Below are 23,570 nucleotides of genomic sequence, written 5' to 3'. Positions count from 1 at the left end.
CCCGGCGACTTCGTCATTCTGAATTGGCGTGCGGTGTGCGGGCAGTGCCGGGCGTGTCTGCGGGGGCGTCCGCAGTACTGCTTCGATACGCACAACGCCAAGCAGAAGATGACGCTGACGGACGGTACGGAGCTGTCTCCGGCCCTCGGTATCGGTGCGTTCGCGGAGAAGACGCTGGTGGCGGCGGGCCAGTGCACCAAGGTCGACCCGGCCGTCTCGCCCGCCGTGGCAGGACTGCTGGGGTGTGGGGTGATGGCCGGTATCGGTGCGGCGATCAATACCGGGAATGTGGGGCGTGGGGACTCGGTTGCGGTGATCGGCTGTGGTGGTGTCGGTGACGCGGCGATTGCCGGCGCCCGGCTGGCGGGTGCTGCGAAGATCATCGCGGTGGACATCGACGACCGGAAGCTGGAGAAGGCGTTGTCCATCGGCGCCACGCACTCGGTGAATTCCAAGGCCGCCGATCCGGTGGCGGCGATCCGCGAGCTGACCGGCGGTTTCGGCGCGGATGTGGTCATCGAGGCGGTCGGCCGTCCGGAGACCTACAAGCTCGCGCGGATGCACGAAGGCGACGTTCTCCGCTCGGTGGTGGTGCTGTGATGGCGGCACGCATCGAGCACCTGGTCACCTCCGGGACGTTCTCCCTCGATGGCGGGACGTGGGAGGTGGACAACAATGTGTGGATCGTCGGGGACGATGAGGAAGCGGTGGTCATCGATGCCGCGCACGATGCCGATGCCATCCTCGTGGCGCTCGGCGGGCGGCGGCTGCGTGCGGTGCTCTGTACGCACGCGCACGACGACCACATCGACGCGGCGCCCGCGCTGGCGTCCCGTACCGGCGCCATGATCCACCTTCATCCGGACGACCTGCCGCTGTGGAAGCTGACCTATCCGGGCAGCCCTCCGGACCGGGAGCTGACGGACGGGCAGGTGCTGACCATCGCCGGTACGGATCTGACCGTGCTGCACACGCCGGGGCACGCGCCCGGCGCGGTCTGCTTCCACGCGCCCGACCTCGGCGTCGTCTTCAGCGGGGACACGCTCTTCCAGGGCGGACCCGGCGCGACCGGGCGGTCGTTCTCGGACTTCCCGACCATCGTCGAGTCGATCCGGAAACGGCTGCTGACCCTGCCGCCGCAGACGAAGGTGCTCACCGGGCACGGAGACCCGACGACCATCGGGGACGAGGCACCGCACCTGGAAGAATGGATCGCGCGCGGCCACTGAGGGGCCGTAGCGGCGTCACTTGCTACCGGTTTTCGAACCTTTGCGCCGCTATCCCATGCGTACCAGGAGGGCGGCCGGTTACCGTGCTCGGTATGGCAATCAGCACCGCACCGACCGCTCCTGGCTACGCCCTGCTGATTGCCGCCGATCCGCCGGTGCGCCGGCCGCTCCCGGCGACCGCCGCGCTGCCGCAGTTGGCGGCCGTTCCGCCGGCGCGGCTCGTGGGCGCTCCGTACGCCAGCGCCGTGCAGTTGGCGAACCCGGACGACCCGAACACGGTACTGACCCACATCCGCACCGCGGCCGCCGTCGACGGGCCGCTGCTGGTCTACGTCGCGGGGCACATCCAGGTCGACGCGCGACAGGGCAAGCCGCATCTGGCACTGGCCCGGACCGTGCCCCGCACGGTCCGGTACACGGCGCTGCCGTGGCACTGGCTCGCCGCGGAGCTGCAGCACCGACCGCCGGGCAGTACGACGGTACTGGCCGACCTGGCGGCCGGGCCGGAGGTCTGGCACGACCTGGGCGCGGGGAAGCTCTCGCTGGGCGGACCGTTCCAGCTCTACGGCACGGTGCAGCGGAGCGACAAGAAGCACCGGCTCACGCCGGCGTACACGCATGCCCTGGCGCGGGTGTTGCGGGCGGTGGCGGAGACGGGAGCGGGGGCGGCGGCCGCGCGGCCCGGTGCGGACGAGTTGCACGGGTGGGCGCTGCGGGAGGCGGGGCTGGACGGTGGGGTGACGTTGTGGCTGACGCCGGAGCGAGCGGGGACGGGGGCGCAGACGCCGGTACCGGTACCGAGTCCGGGCCCCGGGCCGGTTCCTGGGCCGGTTCCTGCGCCGGGTCCTGGGGCTGTGGCTGCACCGGCTGCTGGGGCGGTGGCGGCGCCGTCCGCGGCCGCGCCTGCTCCGGCTCCCGCGCCCGCTCCGGCGTCTGCACCGGCGCCTGTGCCCGCTTCGGAACCTGCGTCGGAGCCCGCTGCGGCGCCCGCGCCCGCCCCGGCTCCCGCGCCCGCGCCCGTGCAGGCTCCCGCGCCCGCTCCGGTGCCGGCCCAGCCCACGCAGCCCGCCCAGCCGCCGATTCCCGTGGTGGCCGCCATACCCCCGGTGCCCAGTGCGGCGCCTGCCGTCGATCCGCACCATGCCGTGTTCGCCGCGGCGGCGGCCGGGCGGCACGGGGAGGCCGCCGCGATGGCCGCGGCCTGGGAGCAGGCCGCCCTCCGGAGCCACGGGCCGGTGTCCCCGGAGGCGGTGCACTGGATCGAGGTACAGGCGGAGCTGGCCCGGCAGGCCGACGAGCCGGTGCGGGCGAGCGGGCTGTGGATGCGGTCCGCGCACGTCCGGCTGGCCGGCGGGCAGAGCGAGACGGACCCCGAGGTCACGGCCGCCGTCGACCGTGCCCACCACTGCTGGCACCAGGTCAGCAACGGCGAGGAGGTCCGGAAGCTGGGCGTGGAACTCGCGAACCTCCGGAGCCGGGTGCCCGGCAGGAGCGGCGCCCGCGACGACGTACAGCGCCGCCTCGCCGCCCTGGCGGAGTCTGTCAGCCGCTGACACCCCTAGGCCGCGCCCACCCGGGCCCAGCCGCCCAACCACGGCCGCCGAGCCCGCACCCGCCGCCGAACCGCCCCGTCGGGCGGACCGCTCAGTCCGCCGCCCGCTCCAGGATGCGGGCGGCCACCGCCGGTGAGTCCACCAGAGGGTGCAGCGCCAGCGCCCGTAGGGCCGCGTCGCGCTCCTTGAAGACGGCGGCCTCCACCGTCGCCCGTTCCACCGCCTTGAGCTGGAGCATCAGCCCCAGTTGGTCGTTGCGGAGCGGGGCGCACGGCAGCGGCCGGGCGCCGTCCGCGCCCACCTCGCACACCGTCTCGATGATGGCCTCGGGGGCGAGCGCCGGAACGGTCGTCCCGTTGCGCACGTTCAGGATCAGCCGGGCCCGCCGGTCGCCCGCGATCGCGTGCATCAGGGCCAGCGCCACCCGGTCGTACCCGCCGCCCTCCAGGTCGCAGGTGTCGCGCTGCCAGCCGCCGCTCGCCTCCCGGCTCTCCGCCATGTACGTCTCCTCGCGCTCCAGGCGCGTGCGCTCCCACAGCGCGTACGCGTCCTCCGGGCGCCGGCCCGCCGCCTCGAAGAAGCCGCCCTGCTGCCGGTCGAGGAAGACACCGCGGGTCTCGTCCGCCGCCCGTACGGAGGCGAGCGTCTCGCGGCGGAAGTAGTAGTAATGCAGGTACTCGTTGGGCAGCGCCCCGAGAGCGTGCAGCCACTCGGCCCCGAAGAGCCGCCCCTCCTCGAACGAGCCGAGCGCTTCGGGGTCGGCGAGCAGCCCCGGGAGCAGGTCGCGGCCCTCGTAGGACAGCGACCGCAGCCACCCGAGGTGGTTCAGCCCCACGTAGTCGTAGCTCACCGCGTCCGGGTCGGCGCCCGCCGCCCGCGCGGCCCGGCGCACCAGGCCCACCGGCGAGTCACAGATGCCGATCACCCGCTCGCCCAGCACCTCCGCCATCACCTCGGTGACCATTCCGGCCGGGTTGGTGAAGTTGATGACCCAGGCGTCCGGGGCCAGCGCCGCGGCCCGCTCGGCGATGTGCAGCGCCACGGGGATGGTGCGCAGCCCGTAGAGCACGCCGCCCGCGCCCACCGTCTCCTGGCCGAGCACGCCCTCGGAGAGCGGGATCCGCTCGTCCGCGACGCGCCCCGCTGTGCCGCCGACCCGGATCGCGGAGAACACGAAGTCCGCGCCGCGCAGGGCGTCGTCGAGGTCCGTCGCGAGCCGTACCCGTACCGGCCGCTCCCGCCCCGCCGCCTGCCGCTCCAGTACGGCCGCGATGACCCGCAGCCGGTCCGCGTCGGTGTCGTACAGCGTCACCTCCGTCACGGCGCGCGCGGGGTCGTCGAGCAGCGCGCGGTGGACCAGCGGCACCCGGAAGCCGCCACCACCGAGAATCGTGAGCCTCATGGGCCGGAACGTACCGCACGAAGGTACGCCGGAAGCCGCCCCGCTCGCAGCCATGGCCACCCCTGATCCGGCACACTGGCGTGACGTGCACGGACGAAAGGGGCAGGCAAGGTGAGCGCTCACAGCGGAGAACAGTTCGCCCCCACGAGTCCCACGCCGGCGGTGCTCGACCCGCTCGCCGCACTTCGCGGGCCGCGGGACCCGGCCACGGACGTCTATCTCACCGGCACGGTCTTCCTCGACATCATCTTCACCGGGCTGGACTCGGCGCCGGTCCGCGGCACCGAGTCCTGGGCGCGCGGCATGGGGTCGAGCCCCGGCGGGGTCGCGAACATGGCGACCGCGCTGGCCCGGCTCGGGCTGCACACCTCGCTGGCGGCGGCCTTCGGGGACGACATGTACGGCGAGTACTGCTGGGACGCGCTGCGCCAGGGGGAGGGCATCGACCTCTCGATGTCGCGGAAGGTGCCCGGGTGGCACTCGCCGGTGACCGTCTCCATGGCGTACGAGGGCGAGCGCACGATGGTGTCGCACGGGCACGAGGCGCCGCCGCCGGAGTCCGCCTTCGACGGGGCGCACGCGCCGGGGTGCCCGCCCGCCTCGCGCGCCTGCGTCGCCTCGCTGGTGCCGGGGCGGCGGGAGGGCTGGCTGGGCTGCGCGGCCGGCCGCGGCGCCCGGATCTTCGCGGACGTGGGCTGGGACGACACCGGGCGCTGGGACCCGGCCGACCTCGCCGACCTCGAGCACTGCGAGGCGTTCCTGCCGAATGCCGAGGAGGCGATGCGGTACACGCGTACGGACTCGCCGCAGGCCGCCGCCCGCAAGCTCGCCGACCTCGTGCCGGTCGCCGTGGTCACCATGGGTGCGCGGGGCGCGTGCGCGGTGGACGCGCGGACCGGCGAGAGCGCCGAGGTACCGGCGATCGCGGTGGAGGCGCTGGACCCCACGGGCGCGGGCGACGTCTTCGTGGCGGGCTTCGTCACGGGCACGCTCGCGGGCTGGCCGCTGGCCGACCGGCTGGCGTTCGCGGGCCTGACGGCGGCGCTGTCGGTGCAGGAGTTCGGCGGCTCGCTGTCCGCGCCCGGCTGGTCGGAGATCGCCGCGTGGTGGCAGCAGGTACGGGATCACCACACGGAGGCCGTGGCCGGGCTCGCGGCACCGGGCGGCGGACTCCCGCTGCGGGAGCGGTACGCGTTCCTGGAGGGCGTACTGCCGGCCGCCTACCGTCAGTGGCCGCTGGCCCGCGCCCTCCCCACCATCGGCTTCCGCCGCTCCGGCTAGCCGTTCCCCGCAGGGGCGAAGGCGGAGGGGGATGGCTTCCCGCCCCTCGCCCCCCTCCACCGGCCCTCCTCGAAAAGTTCTCCGTCGATGTCGGTGGTGCGTCGTACCCTGGACGTGCTCAGGAGAGCCGCAGGCATCGCTACGTAGAAATGGGGATCAGCAGGCCACAGAGCCGGCCCATGACGCAGACACCCACTAATCAGCAGGCGCGCGCCCAGTTCACCGTCCCGCCCAAGCACCCCATGGTCACGGTCCTGGGGTCGGGAGACGCGTTGCTGCGCGTGATCGAGAACGCCTTCCCGGCGGCCGACATCCACGTCCGTGGCAATGAGGTCAGCGCCGTCGGAAATCCCGAGGACGTCGCGCTCATCCAGCGCCTGTTCGACGAGATGATGCTGGTGCTCCGCACCGGACAGCCGATGACGGAGGACGCAGTGGAACGCTCGATCGCCATGCTGCGCTCGGCGGAGAACGGCGAGGGCGGGACGGAAGAGACCCCGGCAGAGGTGCTCACGCAGAACATCCTCTCCAATCGGGGCCGCACGATCCGTCCCAAGACGCTGAACCAGAAGCGGTACGTCGACGCCATCGACAAGCACACCGTCGTCTTCGGCATCGGCCCCGCCGGTACGGGCAAGACCTACCTCGCCATGGCCAAGGCGGTGCAGGCCCTGCAGTCCAAGCAGGTCAACCGCATCATCCTGACCCGGCCCGCGGTCGAGGCGGGCGAGCGCCTGGGCTTCCTGCCCGGCACGCTCTACGAGAAGATCGACCCGTATCTGCGCCCGCTCTACGACGCGCTGCACGACATGCTCGACCCCGACTCCATCCCGCGCCTGATGGCCGCCGGGACGATCGAGGTCGCGCCGCTGGCGTACATGCGCGGCCGCACGCTGAACGACGCGTTCATCATCCTCGACGAGGCGCAGAACACCAGCCCCGAGCAGATGAAGATGTTCCTCACCCGCCTCGGCTTCGACTCGAAGATCGTGATCACGGGTGATGTGACGCAGGTCGACCTGCCCGGCGGTACGAAGAGCGGTCTGCGCCAGGTGCAGGAGATCCTGGAGGACGTCGAGGACGTCCATTTCTCGCGCCTCACCAGCACCGATGTCGTCCGGCACAAGCTCGTGGGCCGTATCGTCGACGCGTACGAGAAGTACGACAGCCGCAATGGCCAGAACGAGGGCCGCAGCGGTCAGAACGACGGTCGCTCCGGCCAGCACGACAGCCGCAGCCGCAACAGGAAGTCTTGAGCAGTCACACGATGGCAATCGACGTCAACAACGAGTCCGGTACGGACATCGACGAGCAGGCGGTCCTGGATGTCGCCCGCTACGCGCTCGCCCGGATGCGCATCCACCCGCTGTCCGAGCTCTCGGTCATCGTCGTCGACGCCGACGCCATGGAGCAGCTCCACATCCAGTGGATGGACCTCCCGGGCCCGACCGACGTGATGTCCTTCCCGATGGACGAGCTGCGGCCGCCGGCCAAGGACGAGGAGGAGCCCCCGCAGGGGCTGCTCGGCGACATCGTGCTCTGCCCCGAGGTCGCCAAGAAGCAGGGAGAGGACGCGCCCACGGAGCACTCCATGGACGAGGAGCTGCAGTTGCTCACCGTCCATGGTGTCCTCCACCTCCTCGGGTACGACCACGAGGAGCCGGACGAGAAGGCCGAGATGTTCGGGCTGCAGGCCGCGATCATCGACGGCTGGCGGGCCGAGCGCGGCATCGAGGGCCCGTCTCCGGCACCCACCACTCGGTGACGCGGTGTCCGTCCAGCTCATCGCCGTCGCCGTCCTCCTCGTCGTGGTCGCCTGGCTCGCCGCCTGCGCGGAGACGGGCCTCGCCCGCACGACCAGCTTCCGCGCCGAGGAGGCCGTACGGTCCGGGCGGCGCGGCAGCGCCAAGCTCGCCGCCGTCGCCGCCGACCCCACCCGCTATCTGAACGTCGCCCTGCTGGTGCGGGTGGGCTGCGAGATGGCCGCTGCCGTCGTCGTCACGTACGCGTGCGTGCAGCGGTTCGCGGAGACGTGGGAGGCGCTGACCGTCGCCATCGCGGTGATGGTGCTCGTCTCGTACGTGGCGGTCGGCGTCTCGCCGCGGACGATCGGACGGCAGCACCCGCTGAACACGGCGACCGCCGCGGCGTACGTCCTGCTGCCGCTGGCCCGCGTCATGGGCCCGATCCCGCAGCTCCTGATCCTCCTCGGCAACGCCCTCACGCCCGGCAAGGGCTTCCGCAAGGGCCCGTTCGCCTCCGAGGCCGAGCTGCGCGCGATGGTCGACCTCGCGGAGCAGGAGTCGCTGATCGAGGACGAGGAGCGCCGCATGGTGCACTCGGTCTTCCAGCTCGGCGACACCCTCGTGCGCGAGGTGATGGTGCCGCGCACCGACCTGGTCTCGGTCGAGCGCTTCAAGACCATCCGCCAGGCGCTCACGCTCGCGCTGCGCTCCGGGTTCTCGCGCATCCCCGTGACGGGGGAGAGCGAGGACGACGTGGTGGGCGTGGTGTACGTGAAGGACCTCGCCCGGAAGGTGCACATCAGCCGGGACGCGGAGACCGAGCTGGTGTCGACGGCGATGCGGCCCGCGGCGTTCGTGCCGGACACGAAGAACGCGGGTGATCTGCTGCGCGAGATGCAGCGGGACCGCAACCACGTTGCCGTGGTGATCGACGAGTACGGCGGCACGGCCGGCATCGTCACGATCGAGGACATCCTCGAAGAGATCGTCGGGGAGATCACCGACGAGTACGACCGCGAGCTGCCGCCCGTGCAGGAGCTGGGCGACGGCCGGTACCGGGTCACGGCCCGCCTCGACATCGGCGACCTCGGCGAGCTGTACGGCCTGGAGTTGGACGACGAGGACGTGGAGACGGTCGGCGGGCTGCTGGCCAAGCGGCTGGGGCGGGTGCCGATCGCGGGGGCCCAGGCGGAGGTCGACCTCTCCGAGGACGCCGTGGACCCGGCCCTCAAGGCGCTGCGGCTGACGGCGGAGTCGCCTGCGGGGCGCCGGAACAAGATCGTTACGGTGCTGGTGGAGCCGGTCGGCACCGAGGGCGCCGATGGCGCCGGGAGCGACGGGGACTAGCGGGCCGCCCCTGTGCCCGGTCAGCGGGCCATCGCTGTGCCCAGCGAGTCGGCGCCCATGGGTTTGGGGGCGCCCTGCTCGTAGAACGTCTCCAGTTCGGTGATCGTGAAGCCTGCTGAGGCCAGCAGGTCGGCCACCGGACGGGTGAGGTGGCAGCCGCCGAAGAGGCGCGCGTTGACGGGGTCCAGGCGGCGCTGCCACCGGCGTACGGACTCGTCCCCTTCCGGGGCCAGGCCGTGTTCGAGGAAGCGCAGGGTGCCGCCCGGCTTGAGGACGCGTCTCACCTCGCGGAGGGCGGCCTCGGCGTCGGGGATGGTGCACAGCGTCCAGGTGGAGAGGGCGGCGTCGAAAGTGTTGTCCTCGAAGGGGAGGGACTGGCCGTCGAGGCCGGCCCGGTGGACGGGCGTACGGGATGCGCGCAGGCGCGTGCCGGCGAGTTCCCAGCCCAGGTCGGAGGGCTCGATGGCGGCCACGCTGGTGACGGCCGGCGGGTAGAAGGGCACGTTGTGGCCCGTGCCGAAGCCGATCTCGAGGATGTCGCCCTTGAGGGGTGCGCAGACCTGGCGTCGTAGGGGTTTGGTGGGTTTCATGCCGCAGGCGACGTCGATGATGCGCGGGAGGACGCGTTCTGAGTAGATGCCCATGGGGACCGCCTCCGTGTTCCGCGGTTCACTTTCCAGCGTAGGCGTGCGGATGCCGGTACGCCGCGGGAAGACGGGTCGTCGGGGGTGGGCCCCCGTTGGAACATGCGGGGGTGGTGAACGCATATCCTCGGCCGTATGAGCGAAGCGATGGATCCGGAAGACCGCAAGATCATTACGCTTGCCCGTTCGGCGCGTGCCCGTAATGGTGTCACCGAGGGTGCCGCCGTGCGGGACGAGACCGGGCGGACGTACGTCGCGGGGACCGTGACCCTCGACTCCCTCAAGCTGAGTGCCCTGCAGACCGCCGTGGCGATGGCCGTGGCGAGCGGCGCGCAGTCCCTGGAGGCGGCCGCGCTGGTCACCGAGGCCGACACCGCGGCCGACGCGGACCGCGCGGTCGTCCGCGACCTGGGCGGCGCGGAGACTCCCGTCCTGGTCGCCGGTCCCGACGGCGTCCTCCGCGAGACCGTCAAGGCCGGCTGAGCGCGCAGCGCCCCAGAGATACCGCTGACCCACCGGTCCGGCCGGGCCGGTGGTCGGTGTCATGCCCGCGATCGGGGAGAATGGGCGCCATGAGCGCTCGTACAGACTCCTCCGCCCCGCACCGCGCCGGCTTCGCGTGCTTCGTCGGCCGCCCGAACGCGGGCAAGTCCACCCTGACGAACGCTCTCGTCGGTACGAAGGTGGCCATCACCTCCAACCGGCCGCAGACCACCCGGCACACCGTCCGCGGCATCGTGCACCGCCCGGACGCGCAGCTCGTGCTGGTGGACACCCCCGGTCTGCACAAGCCGCGCACGCTGCTGGGCGAGCGGCTCAATGACGTGGTGCGGACCACCTGGGCCGAGGTCGATGTGATCGGCTTCTGCCTGCCCGCCGACCAGAAGCTCGGGCCGGGCGACCGGTTCATCGCCGGTGAGCTGGCGGGGATCAAGAAGACCCCGAAGGTCGCCATCGTGACCAAGACCGACCTGGTGGATTCCAAGACGCTGGCCGAACAGCTCATCGCCATCGACAAGCTGGGCCAGGAGCTCGGGATCGAGTGGGCCGAGATCATTCCGGTGTCGGCGGTCGGCGACAGCCAGGTGGGGCTGCTGGCCGATCTGCTCGTGCCGATGCTGCCCGAGAGCCCGCCGCTGTACCCGGAGGGCGACCTCACCGACGAGCCCGAGCAGGTCATGGTCGCCGAGCTGATCCGCGAGGCGGCGCTGGAGGGCGTGCGGGACGAGCTGCCGCACTCCATCGCGGTCGTGGTCGAGGAGATGCTGCCGCGCGAGGACCGGCCCGCCGAGAAGCCGCTGCTGGACGTGCACGCGATCGTCTACATCGAGCGGCCCAGCCAGAAGGGCATCATCATCGGCCCCAAGGGCAAGCGCCTGAAGGAGGTCGGGATGAAGTCGCGGAAGCACATCGAGGCGCTGCTCGGCACGCCCGTCTATCTCGATCTGCACGTGAAGGTCGCCAAGGACTGGCAGCGGGACCCGAAGCAGCTCCGCAAGCTGGGCTTCTAGCCGTCCCCGAGTCCTCCCCTAGTCCACTCCTCGGATGCGGCGTACGAAGAGGGCGCCCGCCAGGGCGGTGGCCGCGGCCAGGAGGTACAGGACCGGGTAGCCGCCCAGGTGGCGGACCACCGGCGCTGCCAGGGCCGGGGCGGCGACCTGGGGCAGGGAGTTGGCGATGTTGATGACGCCCAGGTCCTTGCCGCGGTGTGCCGCGGCCGGGAGGACGTCCGTCATCAGCGCGAAGTCGACGGCCATGAAGACGCCGAAGCCGATGCCCAGCGTGCCGGCCGCCACCAGCGCTCCGGGCCAGGTCTGCCAGCAGGCGAGCACCGCGGTGGCCGCCGCCATCAGGACGCCGGCCCACAGGACGAACGGCTTGCGGCGGCCGATGCGGTCCGACCAGAAGCCGGCGGCGACGACCGTCCCCAGCAGCAGCGCGCTGTTCACCGCGGTGAGGATCAGCACCCCGGCCGCCGGGTCGGGGCGGTGCAGCGCGTCCCGCAGGTAGTACAGCAAGTACAGCAGCGCGATCGAGTTCCCGAGGTTGACCAGGAAGCGGGTCAGCCAGGCCCAGGCCAGGTCCGGGTGGCGGCGCGGGCTGATCCAGAAGGCGGTCAGGAAGGCGCGCCGGTCGAACGGCGGGCGCCGGTCGGCGGGCAGTACCGGGTCGCGGCGGAGCAGGACGTACGGGAGCGTGCCGAGGACCGTGAAGGCGGCGCAGGCGAGGTAGCCCGCCGCGATACCGCCGGCCGCGGTCGCCAGGCCCGTGCCCGCCAGTACGCCCAGGATCTGGGCCGCGCCCAGCCAGCCGCCGACCGCCCCGCGCTGCCGCCGCGGCACCCGGTCCGGTACGGCGGCGGTGAGCGCGGCGTACGCGGCGCTCAGCGCGAGCTGGACCAGGCACCAGCCCAGCAGCAGGGACAGTACGCCGTCCGCCGTGGCGAGCAGTGCGAGCGCGCCGGCGCCGGCCGGCACGCCGCCCGCGATCCATGGAGCACGGCGGCCGAAGCGGGAGGCCGTGCGGTCCGAGGCCGCGCCGAAGAGCGGCGTGGCGACCAGCGCGACGGCCGCGCCGCAGCCGGTCACCCAGGCCAGTACGGTCTCCTTCGAGGTGCCGGCCGGGGCCAGCTCGGCGGCCTGGAGGGCCAGCAGGATCTGCAGCGGCCCGAACCAGCCGACCCAGATCGCCCCGTTCGCCAGCACGAGCGCCGCCGTCCAGCCGCGCCCGACCGGCACGACGGGTTCGGCCAGCGCTTCGTCGACGGCGTACCGGTCCAGGGACTGGGAGGTCACCTTCAGATCCTCCGCCACCGGGCCCGGGAGCAGCACGGCAAGCTCCTCATCCGGGTGGCCGCCGACCGGTCAGTAACGTGTCAAGGGTGCGGGCGGAGCCGCCCACCCGCACCCTTGACACGCGTCGCCGGGGCTCAGGGAGCCGTGGCCTACGCCCCTTCCTTCAGTACCCGGGTGATCAGCTTGCGCTGGTGGTCGGTCAGCCGGGGATCCGCGCAGTACACGGTCCGGCCGTCGACGGTGATCTGGTACGTGAATCCGTCCGGCACCCCGACGGGCTGGGTGTCCCGCCCGTCGGCCAGCGCCCGCTCGACCAGGTCGTCCCACTGGGCGGCATCGGCCCGGTCAGCGGTGTCGATCTCGGCGTGCTTCTCGATGCCGGCGAAACCGCCGGTGCGCCTCACCTGAATCCGCATGGGCGCAGCCTTCTCCTCGGCGCGCCGCCGGTCAATGACCGCCGCAGGTCACTGTCCCTCGTCGTTGGTGACACCCACCTCGGACCACGCCTTGACCAGCGCTTCGTGCTCCGCGCCCTGGTCGCCGTAGCGAGCCTTGGCGGCGTCGATCGTCAGTTGGGCGAAGTCCTCGAACTGGGCGTCCTTGGCGAGCTCGCCGCCCGTCAGCACGTCGTACCAGACCTGCCCGGCCCGCTCCCAGGCGTTGCCGCCCAGGGCGGTCGCCGCGAGGTAGAAGGCGTGGTTGGGGATGCCGGAGTTGATGTGCACCCCGCCGTTGTCCTGCGAGGTCTGTACGTAGTCGTCCATCGTGGCGGGCTGCGGGTCCTTGCCGAGCACATCGTCGTCGTAGGCCGTGCCGGGCGCCTTCATCGAGCGCAGCGCGGTCCCCTTGTCGACGTCCGGGCCGAGCAGCCCGTCGCCGATCAGCCAGTCCGCCTGGTCGGCGCTCTGCTTGAGGGAGTACTGCTTGATCAGCGAGCCGAAGACGTCCGAGACGGACTCGTTCAGCGCGCCGGACTGGCCGAGGTACTCCAGGTTGGCGGTGTACTGGGTGACGCCGTGGGTCAGTTCGTGCCCGATGACGTCCAGGGCGGTGGTGAAGTCCAGGAACAGCTCGCCGTCGCCGTCCCCGAAGACCATCCGCTCGCCGTCCCAGAAGGCGTTGTCGTACTCCCTGCCGTAGTGGACCGTGGCGTCCAGCGGCAGGCCCAGGTCGTCGATGGAGCGCCGGCCGTAGATCTTGAAGTACAGCTCGAAGGTGGCGCCGAGGCCGGCGAAGGCGCGGTTGACGGAGGCGTCCTGGCCCGCCGGGTCGGACTCGCCGCGGACTTTCGTGCCGGGCAGGGTCTCGGCGTGTTCCGCGTCATAGATCGTGCGCTGCGGCTTGTCGCTGCCGGTCCGGGCCCCGTCCGGCGCGGCGAGGCCGCGGACGGTGGTCAGGCGGCGGCGGGTGCGCTGCAGGGCGTCGTGCTCGAGGGTGCGGCGGGCCCGGCCGGAGAGCGTGGAGCTCTCGGCACGGGAGAGGTGGTCGAGGAGGTGGGGCGGGATGATCCCGCAGAAGACCGGGCGGACAGCGTGACTCTGGTGTGAAGAAGTGGCGTCCATGGGGCGAGCGTCGCACCGCGTGCAGGCCCTGTCACGACCCGCTACGGAGATTCCCGCGAATGTGTGCTTGGTCGCGAAAAGGCCGCAATGCGCCTCCGGTCCCGCATACTGATACGGGACATCCATATGACACGGGTCTCCGCTAGGGTGCAGAGCATCATGCGTTTCGGGCTGCTTCTCCTTAGCTGCCGCGGCGAGGGCCTGTAGTCGTAGGCCGACCCCCTCCCCGCGGAGTTCGGTGTTGCGGTTTACCGCCCCGTCGGCCGTCCTTACCGGACCCCATCGAGGAGCCCTACGCACCATGTCGAACCCCGCGAATTCCGTCGGTCGCCCCACGCCCATCACCGCCGCGACCGTGACGCAGAAGCCCTCCGGGATGCCGATCCACAAGTACGGCCAGTACGAGGCCGTGGACATTCCGGACCGCACGTGGCCCGGGAAGCGCATCACCCAGGCGCCCCGCTGGCTCTCGACCGACCTGCGCGACGGCAACCAGGCGCTGATCGACCCGATGTCGCCGGCCCGCAAGCGCGAGATGTTCGACCTGCTGGTCAAGATGGGCTACAAGGAGATCGAGGTCGGCTTCCCCTCCTCCGGTGAGACCGACTTCAACTTCGTCCGCTCCATCATCGAAGAGGGCGCGATCCCCGAGGACGTGACGATCTCCGTCCTGACCCAGGCCCGCGAAGAGCTGATCGAGAAGACCATCGAGTCGCTGCGCGGCGCCCACCGTGCGACGGTGCACCTGTACAACGCCACCGCGCCCACCTTCCGCCGGGTCGTCTTCCGCGGCTCCAAGGAAGAGGTCAAGCAGATCGCGGTGGACGGCACGCGGCTGGTCATGGAGTACGCCGAGAAGATCCTGGGCGACGAGACGATCTTCGGCTACCAGTACAGCCCCGAGATCTTCACCGACACCGAGCTGGACTTCGCCCTGGAGGTCTGCGAGGCGGTCATGGACGTCTGGCAGCCCGAGGAGGGCCGCGAGATCATCCTGAACCTGCCCGCCACGGTCGAGCGCTCCACCCCGAGCACGCACGCGGACCGCTTCGAGTGGATGTCGCGCAACCTGTCCCGCCGTGAGTACGTCTGCCTGTCGACCCACCCGCACAACGACCGCGGCACCGCCGTCGCCGCCGCCGAGCTGGCGGTCATGGCCGGCGCCGACCGCGTCGAGGGCTGCCTGTTCGGCCAGGGCGAGCGCACCGGCAACGTCGACCTGGTCACGCTGGGCATGAACCTGTTCTCGCAGGGTGTCGACCCGATGATCGACTTCTCGCAGATCGACGAGATCCGCCGCACCTCCGAGTACTGCAACCAGATGGAGGTCCACCCGCGCCACCCCTACGCGGGCGACCTGGTCTACACCGCCTTCTCCGGCTCCCACCAGGACGCCATCAAGAAGGGCTTCGACGCTCTGGAGGCCGACGCGGCCGCCCAGGGCAAGACCGTGGACGACATCGAGTGGGCGGTCCCGTACCTGCCCATCGACCCGAAGGACGTCGGCCGCTCCTACGAGGCCGTCATCCGGGTCAACTCGCAGTCCGGCAAGGGCGGTATCGCGTACGTCCTGAAGAACGACCACAACCTGGACCTGCCGCGCCGGATGCAGATCGAGTTCTCCCGGACCATCCAGGAGAAGACCGACTCCGAGGGCGGCGAGGTCACCCCGGGCGCGATCTGGTCCACGTTCCAGGACGAGTACCTGCCCAACCCCGAGAACCCGTGGGGCCGTATCCAGGTCAAGAACGGCCAGACCACGACGGACCGGGACGGCATCGACGCGCTCACGGTCGAGGCGGTCGTCGACGGCCAGGACACCGTCCTGACCGGCTCCGGCAACGGTCCGATCTCCGCGTTCTTCGACGCCCTGCAGGGCATCGGCGTGGACGTACGCCTGCTGGACTACCAGGAGCACACCATGAGCGAGGGCGCCTCCGCGCTGGCCGCCTCGTACATCGAGTGCGCGATCGGCGACAAGGTCCTGTGGGGCATCGGCATCGACGCGAACACGACGCGCGCCTCGCTCAAGGCCGTCGTCTCCGCCGTCAACCGCGCGAGCCGCTGACACCCGGACGGATGGGTTCGGTAAACCCGCTGGCGGGGTACGGGAACGTACCCACGGGCCGGTTCACCGCCCCCGCGTGACGCCCGCGCAAGGCCCCGCTCCTCGTCGAAAAGGGGGGCGGGGCCTTCCGCATTGTCCGGTACGACATGCTGACGCCACGTCTCCGATGTGGCTAACATCACGTCAGCGCGGCAGCGTGGCCGATGGGGGCACCTCCCGCGCCCTTAAGGCGTGGGGGAGTTACGGAGGTCCGACGTGAGGCACAAGCTGGGCATGGTGGGCGTGCGCACGTCATGGCGCACCCTCGCCGACGGCGAGTTCTTCTGTCCCGAGTGCGGTGGCGACCGTAACTACCGCCGCCGTACGGGCAGGCGCCGGCTCACCCTGCTCGGCGTCCCCGTCCTCCCGCGCGGCACGGCGGGCCCCGTTCTGGAATGTTCTTCCTGCACGGGCCACTTCGGCCTGGACGCCCTGGACCACCCCACCACGACCCGCTTCTCCGCGATGCTCCGCGACGCCGTGCACACGGTGACGCTCGCGCTGCTGGCGGCGGGCGGCACGGCGTCCCGCACGGTCCGCGAGCAGGCGGTCGCGGCGGTACGGGCCTCCGGCTTCACCGAGTGCACGGAGGAGCAACTGCTCTCCCTGCTGGCCGCGCTGGCCGCGGACACGGGCCGGCTCCCCGGCACGTACCACGACGGCCGCGACGGTCTCGACCCGTGTGGCACGGCGCTCGCGATAGAGCTCCACGAAGCGCTGGAGCCGCTCGCGCCCCACCTTGCGCCGGCGGGGCGCGAATCCCTGCTGCTGCAGGGCGCGCGCATCGCGCTGGCGGACGGTCCCTACACGGGCCCCGAGCGCGAGGTCCTCACGACCGTCGGCACGGCGCTGTCGCTCGACGCGCAGGACACGGACCGGCTCCTCGCCGCGGCCGCGCGCACGCCTTCCTAGGGCTGCCGCGCGACAGTCGTCAATTCCTCGCACGCGCGGGCGAAAATGCCGCCTGCGTTCCTCAACGCCCTTGCTGTCACGCGCACTTGATACGCGTACGTCGCTGCCGATTTTAGATCCGCTGGCGCGTATCACGGATGTGAACAGCGAAAATCTTCCGGCGGAAGAGCCCGGGTCGGGACAGTGGGACACCACTGCCGGATTCGAGGCGAAGGAAGCGAGCGAGGAACGATGAGCGCCGCGGTGGGTTCGTACGTCGTGGACACGCGGACGGGCAAGGTCGGAGTGGTGACGGGGAGCGAGGGGCCGTATCTGCGGCTGCGGCCGGTGGGCGGCGGGCGGCAGTGGGACTGCGTGCCCGAGGCCGTGCGGATCGCGACGGCGAGTGAGCGGCTGAGCGCGGCCACGGCGTATGTGAACGCCCGCAGCCGCGGCGAGGTGGGCTGAGCGGCCGGCGGGGGCAACGGCTGAGTGGCCGGCGGGCAGCAACCGGGGGACCGTCCCCGTGCGGCGCGGCCGTACGGGACAATGGCTGCATGAGTCTGTTCCGTGATGACGGCGTTGTGCTGCGCACCCAGAAGCTGGGTGAGGCGGACCGGATCATCACGCTGCTGACCCGCGGCCACGGCCGGGTACGGGCCGTGGCCCGAGGCGTCCGGCGCACGAAGTCGAAGTTCGGCGCGCGTCTGGAGCCGTTCTCGCACGTGGACGTGCAGTTCTTCGCGCGCGGCAGCGAGCTGGTCGGGCGCGGGCTGCCGCTGTGCACGCAGAGCGAGACGATCGCCGCGTACGGTGGCGGCATCGTCCGCGACTACGACCGGTACACCGCGGGGACCGCGATGCTGGAGACGGCGGAGCGGTTCACCGACCACGAGGGCGAGCCGGCGGTGCAGCAGTATCTGCTGCTGGTGGGCGGGCTCCGGACGCTCGCCTCCGGAGAGCACGCCGCACATCTCGTCCTGGACGCCTTCCTGCTGCGCTCGCTCGCCGTGAACGGCTACGCACCGAGCTTTGACGACTGCGCGCGGTGCGGAATGCCCGGTCCGAACCGGTTCTTCTCGGTCGGCGCGGGCGGAGTCATATGCGGGGAGTGCCGAGTGCCCGGCAGCGTCGTACCCTCCTCTGAGTCGATCGCGCTGCTCAGCGCGTTGCTGACGGGGGACTGGCGGACGGCGGACGCGGCCGAGGCCCGGCACGTCCGGGAGGGCAGCGGGCTGGTCGCGGCGTATCTGCAGTGGCACCTGGAGCGGGGACTGCGCTCGCTCCGCTACGTAGAGAAGTAACCACCCAAGAGCTACACCAAGAGCTAGGAGACGTGGCACGTATGGCACGACGTGGGATTCTGGGCCGTTCGCGGCGGGAGTACCAGGCGCCGGAGCCGCACCCGTCCGGTGCGCGGCCGCCGAAGATCCCCGGTGAGCTGGTCCCCGAGCACGTGGCCATCGTGATGGACGGCAACGGGCGCTGGGCGAAGGAGCGCGGGCTGCCGCGCACCGAGGGGCACAAGGTCGGCGCCGAGCAGGTGCTGGACGTGCTGCAGGGCGCGATCGAGATGGGCGTGAAGGCCATCTCGCTGTACGCCTTCTCCACCGAGAACTGGAAGCGCTCGCCCGACGAGGTGCGCTTCCTGATGAACTTCAACCGGGACTTCATCCGCAAGACCCGGGACCAGCTCGACGCGCTCGGCATCCGGGTGCGCTGGGTGGGGCGGATGCCCAAGCTGTGGAAGTCGGTGGCCAAGGAGCTCCAGGTCGCGCAGGAGCAGACGCAGGACAACGACAAGCTGACGCTGTACTTCTGCATGAACTACGGCGGCCGCGCGGAGATCGCGGACGCGGCGCAGGCGCTGGCCGAGGACGTGAAGGCGGGCCGCCTGGACCCGTCGAAGGTGAGCGAGAAGACCTTCGCGAAGTACCTGTACTACCCGGACATGCCGGACGTGGACATGTTCCTGCGGCCCTCCGGTGAGCAGCGCACGTCGAACTACCTGATCTGGCAGAGCGCATACGCCGAGATGGTCTTCCAGGACGTGCTGTGGCCGGACTTCGACCGGCGGAACCTGTGGGACGCGTGCATGGCGTACGCCAAGCGCGACCGGCGCTTCGGCGGCGCCCGGCCGAACGAGGTCCCGGAGGCGCCCGCCCAGCAGGGCTGAGCGCACGCAGAAGGGCCCGGCAGCCGCCTGCGCGGCCACCGGGCCCTTCGTCGTTGTTACGGCGCCCCTAGGACGCCTGTGCGGCCTTCACGCAGTCCCCGCACGTGCCGAAGATCTCGATCGTGTGCGCGACGTCACGGAAGCCGTGCTCCGCCGCGATCTGATCGGCCCACCGCTCCACCGCGGGGCCCTCGACCTCCACGGCCTTGCCGCAGCTGCGGCAGACCAGGTGGTGATGGTGGTCGTCGGTGCTGCACCGGCGGTAGACGGCCTCGCCCTCGCTGGTGCGCAGCACGTCCACCTCGCCGGCGTCGGCCAGCGACTGGAGCGTGCGGTAGACCGTGGTGAGCCCCACCGAGTCGCCCCGGTGCTTGAGCATGTCGTGCAGTTCCTGCGCGCTGCGGAACTCGTCGACCTCGTCGAGAGCCGCGGCCACGGCGGCTCGCTGCCGCGTCGACCGGCCGCGCACCGGAGATCCCGCGCTCGTCGCCACCGTTGCCTCCCTTAGGCGTAGAACATCCCCCTGCGGAACGTCCGGCCATTGTGCCAGGTGATGACTGGAGCCCGGCTGGGACGCTTACACCCGTTCACTCACGACGCACCCACGCCGACGTCGTCCGCAGGCTTCCGGGCCGCCGGCACCGCGCCCGGCACCTCCAGGGTGCACCCCTCTTCGGCCCGGACGGCCGCCCGCGCGCGTTTTTTCGCCAGTGGCGCGGCGATCAGCGAGAAGACGGCGAAGACCGCGATGGCCAGCAGCACGATGCTCGCACCCGGCGGCACGTCAACGTAGAACGACACGGCCGTACCGGAGAGGGTGACGATCACGCCGATCGCCACCGCGATGGCGAGGGTCGCGGCGAAGCCGCGGGTGGCCTGCTGGGCGGCCGCGACCGGCACCACGAGCAGCGCGCTGACCAGCAGCAGGCCGACGGCGCGCATGGCGACCGTGACGGTGACGGCGGCGGTGACCGCGAGGAGGAGGTTCAGTACGCGGACCGGCAGGCCGGTGACGCGCGCGAACTCCTCGTCCTGGCAGATCGCGAAGAGCTGGCGGCGCAGCCCGAGCGTGATCACCAGCACGAAGGCGGCCAGGATCGCGGTGACCGTGACGTCCTCGGGGGAGACGCTGGTGATGGAACCGAAGAGATAGCTCGTGAGGTTGGCGGTGGAGCCGCCGGGGGCAAGGTTGATGATCATTACGCCGCCGGCCATGCCGCCGTAGAAGAGCATGGCGAGCGCGATGTCGCCGCGGGTCTTGCCGTACGAACGGACCAGCTCCATGATCACCGCGCCGATCGTGGCGACCAGGACGGCCATCCACACCGGCGAGGTGTTGAGCAGGACGCCGAGCGCGACACCGGTCAGCGCCACGTGCCCGATGCCGTCGCCCATGATCGCCTGGCGGCGCTGCACGAGATAGATGCCGACGGCGGGCGCGGTGATGCCGACCAGGGCCGCGGCGATCAGCGCCCGCTGCATGAAGGCGTAGGTGAGGATGTCCATCTCAGGTCAGCAGTCCTGTCCGGACGGGCTCGTGGGCCGCGTCCGCGTGCGGGTGTACGTGATCGTGGCCGGGCAGGGCGTGCTGGCCGACCGCCTCCGGGGGCGGCCCGTCGTGGACGACGCAGCCGTCCCGCAGCACCACGGCACGGTCGATGAGCGGCTCCAGGGGACCCAGCTCGTGCAGCACGAGGAGGACCGTGGCGCCCGCCTCGACCTGGGTGCGCAGGGTCTGGGCCAGTACCTCCTGGCTGGCGAGGTCCACGCCGGCCATCGGCTCGTCCATGATCAGCAACTCGGGCTCGGCGACCAGCGCGCGGGCTATCAGGACACGCTGGTGCTGGCCGCCGGAGAGCGCGCCGACCGAGTCCTTGGCGCGGTCTGCCATGCCGACCTGCTCCAGCGCGGTCATGACGGCCGCGCGGTCGGCCTTGCCCGGCCACTTCAGCTTCGTCCGGGCCAGCCGGCCCGCCGCCACGACCTCGCGGACCGTGGCGGGCACCCCGCCGGCCGCGGTGGTGCGCTGCGGTACGTATCCGATGCGCGCCCAGTCCTTGAAGCGGCGCGCGGGCGTACCGAACAGCTCCAGCTCGCCGGAGCTGAGCGGCACCTGGCCGACCACCGCGCGCACGGCCGTGGACTTGCCGGAGCCGTTGGCACCGAGCAGCGCGACGACCTCGCCGCGCCGCACGGTCAGGTCGATGCCGCGGAGCACGGGGCGGGCGCCCAGCGCGGCGCTGGCGCCGCGCAGCGAGACGACGGCCGGTGCCTCGTCCGTACCGCTCATGGCCGCTCCTTCCCTGGCCTGGACCCCGGTCACTTGGCGCCCAGTGCCTTCTGCAGTGCCTTGAGGTTGGACTCCATGACGGCGAGGTAGTCGTCGCCGCGGGACTTCTTCGTGATGCCCTCGATGGGGTCGAGTACGTCCGTCTTGGCGTGCACGTCCTTGGCCAGCGTCTTGGCCATGTCGGGGCTGGTCAGCGTCTCGAAGAAGACCGTGTGCACGTCGTGCTTCTTGGCGAGCGCCTGGAGGTCCTTCACGCGGCTGCCGCTGACGTCGGTGGCCTCCGGGTCCAGGCCGCTGATGGCCTCCTCGGTGAGGCCGTAGCGCTCGGCGAGGTAGCCGAAGGCGGCGTGGGTGGTGATGAAGGTGTCCGACTTACGGTTCTTCAGCCCGTCCTTGTACTCCTGGTTCAGCGTGTCGAGCTGCTTCACCAGGGCGGCGGTGTTCTTTTCGTAGTCGGCCTTGTGCTTGGGGTCGGCCGCGGCGAGGGTCTTGCCGACGCCCTTGGCGGCCTCGGCGTACTTCACGGGGTCGAGCCAGATGTGCGGGTCGAGCCCGGACTCGTCGCCGTGGTCGTGACCGCCCTCGGCGTGCTCCTCGTGGCCGTGCTCGTCATGGCCGCCGACCTCGCTGCCGTGGCTCTCCAGGGTCGTGAAGGAGGCGGCGTCGGCGGTGTGCTGCACGCCGGACTGCTTGACGGCCTCGTCCACGGCCGGCTGGACGCCCTTGAGGTAGACGACGGCGTCGGACTCGCCGAGCTGGGCGGTCTGCTTTGGGCTGAGCTCCAGGTCGTGCGGCTCGGTGCCGGGGGCGGTGAGGCTGGTCACCGAGACGTGCTTGCCGCCGATCTTCTCGGCGAGGAACTGCATCGGGTAGAAGGACGCCGTCACGGCGAGCTTGCCGTCCTCCTTGCCCGTCGCACCGGAGGTGGAGCAGGCGGAGACGGCGAGGAGGCCCAGGACAGCGGAGCCGGCGAGGGCCACGGTGGATATGCGACGGCGTACGTTCATGACAGTCATTTTCAACTAGGCTGGAAACGATTGTCAACAAACCAGGTGAGAGGGGGACAGCGGCGGGAACCGATTTGATCGGGGGGGCGGGCACGCCGGTACCCTGAACCATTCGCTGTTCGTCGTCGCAATGAAGAGAGCACCGTGGCCGCCGACAAGATCGACACCATCGTCAGCCTGAGCAAGCGCCGTGGCTTCGTATATCCGTGCAGTGAGATCTACGGCGGCCAGCGCGCCGCCTGGGACTACGGTCCGCTCGGTGTGGAGCTCAAGGAGAACATCAAGCGTCAGTGGTGGCGCAACATGGTCACCTCGCGCGACGACGTGGTCGGTCTCGACTCGTCGGTCATCCTGGCCTCGGAGGTCTGGGTCGCGTCCGGCCACGTCGCCACCTTCACCGACCCGCTGACCGAGTGCACCTCCTGCCACAAGCGGTTCCGCGCGGACCACCTGGAAGAGGCGTACGAGGCCAAGCACGGCCACCTGCCCGCCAACGGCATGGCCGACATCAACTGCCCGCACTGCGGCAACAAGGGCGGCTTCACCGAGCCCAAGCAGTTCTCCGGCCTGCTCTCCACGCACCTCGGCCCGACCCAGGACTCCGGCTCGGTCGCGTACCTCCGTCCCGAGACCGCCCAGGGCATCTTCACCAACTTCGCCCAGGTCCAGCAGACTTCGCGGAAGAAGCCCCCGTTCGGCATCGCCCAGATGGGCAAGTCCTTCCGTAACGAGATCACGCCGGGCAACTTCATCTTCCGCACCCGCGAGTTCGAGCAGATGGAGATGGAGTTCTTCGTCAAGCCGGGCGAGGACGAGCAGTGGCACGAGTACTGGATGGAGCAGCGCTGGAACTGGTACCGCGACCTCGGTCTCCGCGAGGAGAACATCCGCTGGTACGAGCACCCCGCCGAGAAGCTCTCGCACTACTCCAAGCGCACCGCTGACATCGAGTACCGCTTCCAGTTCGGCGGCTCGGAGTGGGGCGAGCTGGAGGGTGTCGCGAACCGCACGGACTACGACCTCTCCTCGCACTCCAAGGCGTCGGGCCAGGACCTGTCCTACTTCGACCAGGAGGCCGGCGAGCGGTACACCCCGTTCGTCATCGAGCCCGCGGCCGGTGTCGGCCGCGCGATGCTCGCCTTCATGCTCGACGCGTTCACCGAGGACGAGGCGCCCAACGCCAAGGGCAAGATGGAGAAGCGCACGGTCCTGCGCCTGGACCCGCGCCTGTCGCCGGTCAAGGTCGCCGTCCTGCCGCTGTCCCGGAACCCGCAGCTCTCCCCGAAGGCCAAGGGCCTCGCGGCGGACCTGCGCAAGAACTGGAACATCGAGTTCGACGACGCGGGCGCGATCGGCCGCCGCTACCGCCGCCAGGACGAGATCGGCACGCCGTTCTGCGTCACGGTCGACTTCGACACCCTCGACGACAACGCCGTGACCGTGCGCGAGCGCGACACGATGAAGCAGGAGCGGGTGTCGCTGGACCAGATCCAGTCGTACCTCGGCGGGCGTCTCCTCGGCTGCTGACCCAGCGGTTTTCC

23 protein-coding genes and 1 pseudogene are annotated in these 23,570 nt (G+C 71.2%); 15 read left to right on the top strand and 9 right to left on the bottom strand.

The genetic code is table 11. The annotated features are described in order from the left end of the window. The 3 genes and pseudogenes from IG84_RS0135075 to IG84_RS0135065 form a co-directional block, all read left to right on the top strand. Positions 1 to 597: pseudogene (locus IG84_RS0135075) on the top strand (zinc-binding dehydrogenase); the annotation flags it as partial. Positions 598 to 599: 2 nt separating this feature from the next. Continuing rightward, positions 600 to 1,229 (top strand): MBL fold metallo-hydrolase, encoded by a 630-nt coding sequence (locus IG84_RS0135070; RefSeq protein WP_031066775.1) that lies wholly within the window; start codon positions 600 to 602, stop codon positions 1,227 to 1,229. Positions 1,230 to 1,321: 92 nt separating this feature from the next. Then, positions 1,322 to 2,782 (top strand): hypothetical protein, encoded by a 1,461-nt coding sequence (locus IG84_RS0135065; RefSeq protein ID WP_031066772.1) that lies wholly within the window; start codon positions 1,322 to 1,324, stop codon positions 2,780 to 2,782. A gap of 91 nt (positions 2,783 to 2,873) precedes the next feature. On the opposite strand, the gene IG84_RS0135060 is transcribed toward IG84_RS0135065, so the two are convergent. Next, positions 2,874 to 4,184, bottom strand: coding sequence for a 6-phospho-beta-glucosidase (locus tag IG84_RS0135060; RefSeq protein ID WP_031066769.1), 1,311 nt, complete (start codon positions 4,182 to 4,184; stop codon positions 2,874 to 2,876). Between the two features lie 111 nt (positions 4,185 to 4,295). Here IG84_RS0135060 and IG84_RS0135055 point away from each other — a divergent pair, with 111 nt between their 5' ends. The 4 genes from IG84_RS0135055 (at position 4,296) to IG84_RS0135040 (ending at position 8,557) form a co-directional block, all read left to right on the top strand. After that, positions 4,296 to 5,465 carry a carbohydrate kinase family protein gene (locus IG84_RS0135055; protein ID WP_031066766.1) on the top strand — a complete coding sequence of 390 codons (1,170 nt, stop codon included), beginning with the start codon at positions 4,296 to 4,298 and terminating at the stop codon, positions 5,463 to 5,465. A gap of 179 nt (positions 5,466 to 5,644) precedes the next feature. Continuing rightward, complete coding sequence (locus tag IG84_RS0135050) at positions 5,645 to 6,721, top strand: PhoH family protein (protein WP_031066763.1); 1,077 nt, start codon at positions 5,645 to 5,647, stop codon at positions 6,719 to 6,721. 11 nt (positions 6,722 to 6,732) lie between these two features. Further along, on the top strand, positions 6,733 to 7,230 hold the full coding sequence (gene ybeY, locus IG84_RS0135045; protein ID WP_031066761.1) for an rRNA maturation RNase YbeY: 498 nt from the start codon (positions 6,733 to 6,735) through the stop codon (positions 7,228 to 7,230). A gap of 4 nt (positions 7,231 to 7,234) precedes the next feature. Next, the gene (locus IG84_RS0135040; RefSeq protein ID WP_031066759.1) at positions 7,235 to 8,557 is read left to right on the top strand and encodes a hemolysin family protein; all 1,323 of its coding nucleotides are present in this window, start codon (positions 7,235 to 7,237) and stop codon (positions 8,555 to 8,557) included. Between the two features lie 20 nt (positions 8,558 to 8,577). Here IG84_RS0135040 and IG84_RS0135035 read toward each other — a convergent pair whose 3' ends face one another. Further along, positions 8,578 to 9,201, bottom strand: a complete 624-nt coding sequence (locus IG84_RS0135035; RefSeq protein ID WP_031066756.1) for a class I SAM-dependent methyltransferase — start codon at positions 9,199 to 9,201, stop codon at positions 8,578 to 8,580. A 135-nt stretch (positions 9,202 to 9,336) separates the two neighbouring features. Here IG84_RS0135035 and IG84_RS0135030 point away from each other — a divergent pair, with 135 nt between their 5' ends. Beyond that, complete coding sequence (locus tag IG84_RS0135030) at positions 9,337 to 9,684, top strand: hypothetical protein (protein ID WP_031066754.1); 348 nt, start codon at positions 9,337 to 9,339, stop codon at positions 9,682 to 9,684. Between the two features lie 89 nt (positions 9,685 to 9,773). Then, the gene (era, locus tag IG84_RS0135025; RefSeq protein ID WP_031066751.1) at positions 9,774 to 10,712 is read left to right on the top strand and encodes a GTPase Era; all 939 of its coding nucleotides are present in this window, start codon (positions 9,774 to 9,776) and stop codon (positions 10,710 to 10,712) included. A gap of 18 nt (positions 10,713 to 10,730) precedes the next feature. On the opposite strand, the gene IG84_RS0135020 is transcribed toward era, so the two are convergent. From IG84_RS0135020 to IG84_RS0135010, 3 genes are all read right to left on the bottom strand, one after another. Beyond that, positions 10,731 to 11,981, bottom strand: a complete 1,251-nt coding sequence (locus IG84_RS0135020; RefSeq protein WP_031066749.1) for an MFS transporter — start codon at positions 11,979 to 11,981, stop codon at positions 10,731 to 10,733. A 164-nt stretch (positions 11,982 to 12,145) separates the two neighbouring features. Next, a complete protein-coding gene (locus IG84_RS0135015; RefSeq protein WP_031066746.1) occupies positions 12,146 to 12,412 on the bottom strand; it encodes a protealysin inhibitor emfourin in 267 nt (88 codons plus the stop codon). Positions 12,413 to 12,460: 48 nt separating this feature from the next. After that, entirely contained in the window at positions 12,461 to 13,558 is a 1,098-nt protein-coding gene (locus tag IG84_RS0135010) for a M4 family metallopeptidase (protein ID WP_031066741.1), read from the bottom strand. Positions 13,559 to 13,859: 301 nt separating this feature from the next. Between IG84_RS0135010 and leuA the strand changes: the two genes are divergently transcribed. From leuA to IG84_RS0134980, 5 genes are all read left to right on the top strand, one after another. Further along, a complete protein-coding gene (gene leuA / locus IG84_RS0135000) occupies positions 13,860 to 15,626 on the top strand; it encodes a 2-isopropylmalate synthase (RefSeq protein WP_031066739.1) in 1,767 nt (588 codons plus the stop codon). A 273-nt stretch (positions 15,627 to 15,899) separates the two neighbouring features. Further along, entirely contained in the window at positions 15,900 to 16,577 is a 678-nt protein-coding gene (locus IG84_RS0134995) for a TerB family tellurite resistance protein (protein WP_031066737.1), read from the top strand. Between the two features lie 231 nt (positions 16,578 to 16,808). Continuing rightward, on the top strand, positions 16,809 to 17,024 hold the full coding sequence (locus tag IG84_RS0134990; RefSeq protein ID WP_031066734.1) for a hypothetical protein: 216 nt from the start codon (positions 16,809 to 16,811) through the stop codon (positions 17,022 to 17,024). Positions 17,025 to 17,113: 89 nt separating this feature from the next. Continuing rightward, positions 17,114 to 17,860 (top strand): DNA repair protein RecO, encoded by a 747-nt coding sequence (gene recO / locus IG84_RS0134985; RefSeq protein WP_030249442.1) that lies wholly within the window; start codon positions 17,114 to 17,116, stop codon positions 17,858 to 17,860. Between the two features lie 41 nt (positions 17,861 to 17,901). Then, on the top strand, positions 17,902 to 18,732 hold the full coding sequence (locus IG84_RS0134980; RefSeq protein ID WP_031066731.1) for an isoprenyl transferase: 831 nt from the start codon (positions 17,902 to 17,904) through the stop codon (positions 18,730 to 18,732). Positions 18,733 to 18,799: 67 nt separating this feature from the next. On the opposite strand, the gene IG84_RS0134975 is transcribed toward IG84_RS0134980, so the two are convergent. The 4 genes from IG84_RS0134975 to IG84_RS0134960 all read right to left on the bottom strand — a co-directional run bounded on the left by IG84_RS0134975 (position 18,800) and on the right by IG84_RS0134960 (position 22,029). After that, complete coding sequence (locus IG84_RS0134975; protein ID WP_031066726.1) at positions 18,800 to 19,225, bottom strand: Fur family transcriptional regulator; 426 nt, start codon at positions 19,223 to 19,225, stop codon at positions 18,800 to 18,802. A gap of 98 nt (positions 19,226 to 19,323) precedes the next feature. Further along, positions 19,324 to 20,238, bottom strand: a complete 915-nt coding sequence (locus IG84_RS0134970) for a metal ABC transporter permease (protein ID WP_031066722.1) — start codon at positions 20,236 to 20,238, stop codon at positions 19,324 to 19,326. A 1-nt stretch (position 20,239) separates the two neighbouring features. Continuing rightward, positions 20,240 to 21,022 carry a metal ABC transporter ATP-binding protein gene (locus IG84_RS0134965; protein WP_031066719.1) on the bottom strand — a complete coding sequence of 261 codons (783 nt, stop codon included), beginning with the start codon at positions 21,020 to 21,022 and terminating at the stop codon, positions 20,240 to 20,242. Positions 21,023 to 21,051: 29 nt separating this feature from the next. Then, a complete protein-coding gene (locus IG84_RS0134960) occupies positions 21,052 to 22,029 on the bottom strand; it encodes a metal ABC transporter substrate-binding protein (protein WP_031066716.1) in 978 nt (325 codons plus the stop codon). A 144-nt stretch (positions 22,030 to 22,173) separates the two neighbouring features. Here IG84_RS0134960 and IG84_RS0134955 point away from each other — a divergent pair, with 144 nt between their 5' ends. After that, positions 22,174 to 23,556, top strand: coding sequence for a glycine--tRNA ligase (locus IG84_RS0134955; RefSeq protein ID WP_031066713.1), 1,383 nt, complete (start codon positions 22,174 to 22,176; stop codon positions 23,554 to 23,556). The last annotated feature ends 14 nt before the right edge of the window (positions 23,557 to 23,570 follow it).

It is taken from the genome of Streptomyces ochraceiscleroticus (assembly GCF_000720485.1).
Lineage (GTDB): Bacteria > Actinomycetota > Actinomycetes > Streptomycetales > Streptomycetaceae > Streptomyces > Streptomyces ochraceiscleroticus.
This window is presented reverse-complemented; position numbering and strand designations above follow the sequence as displayed.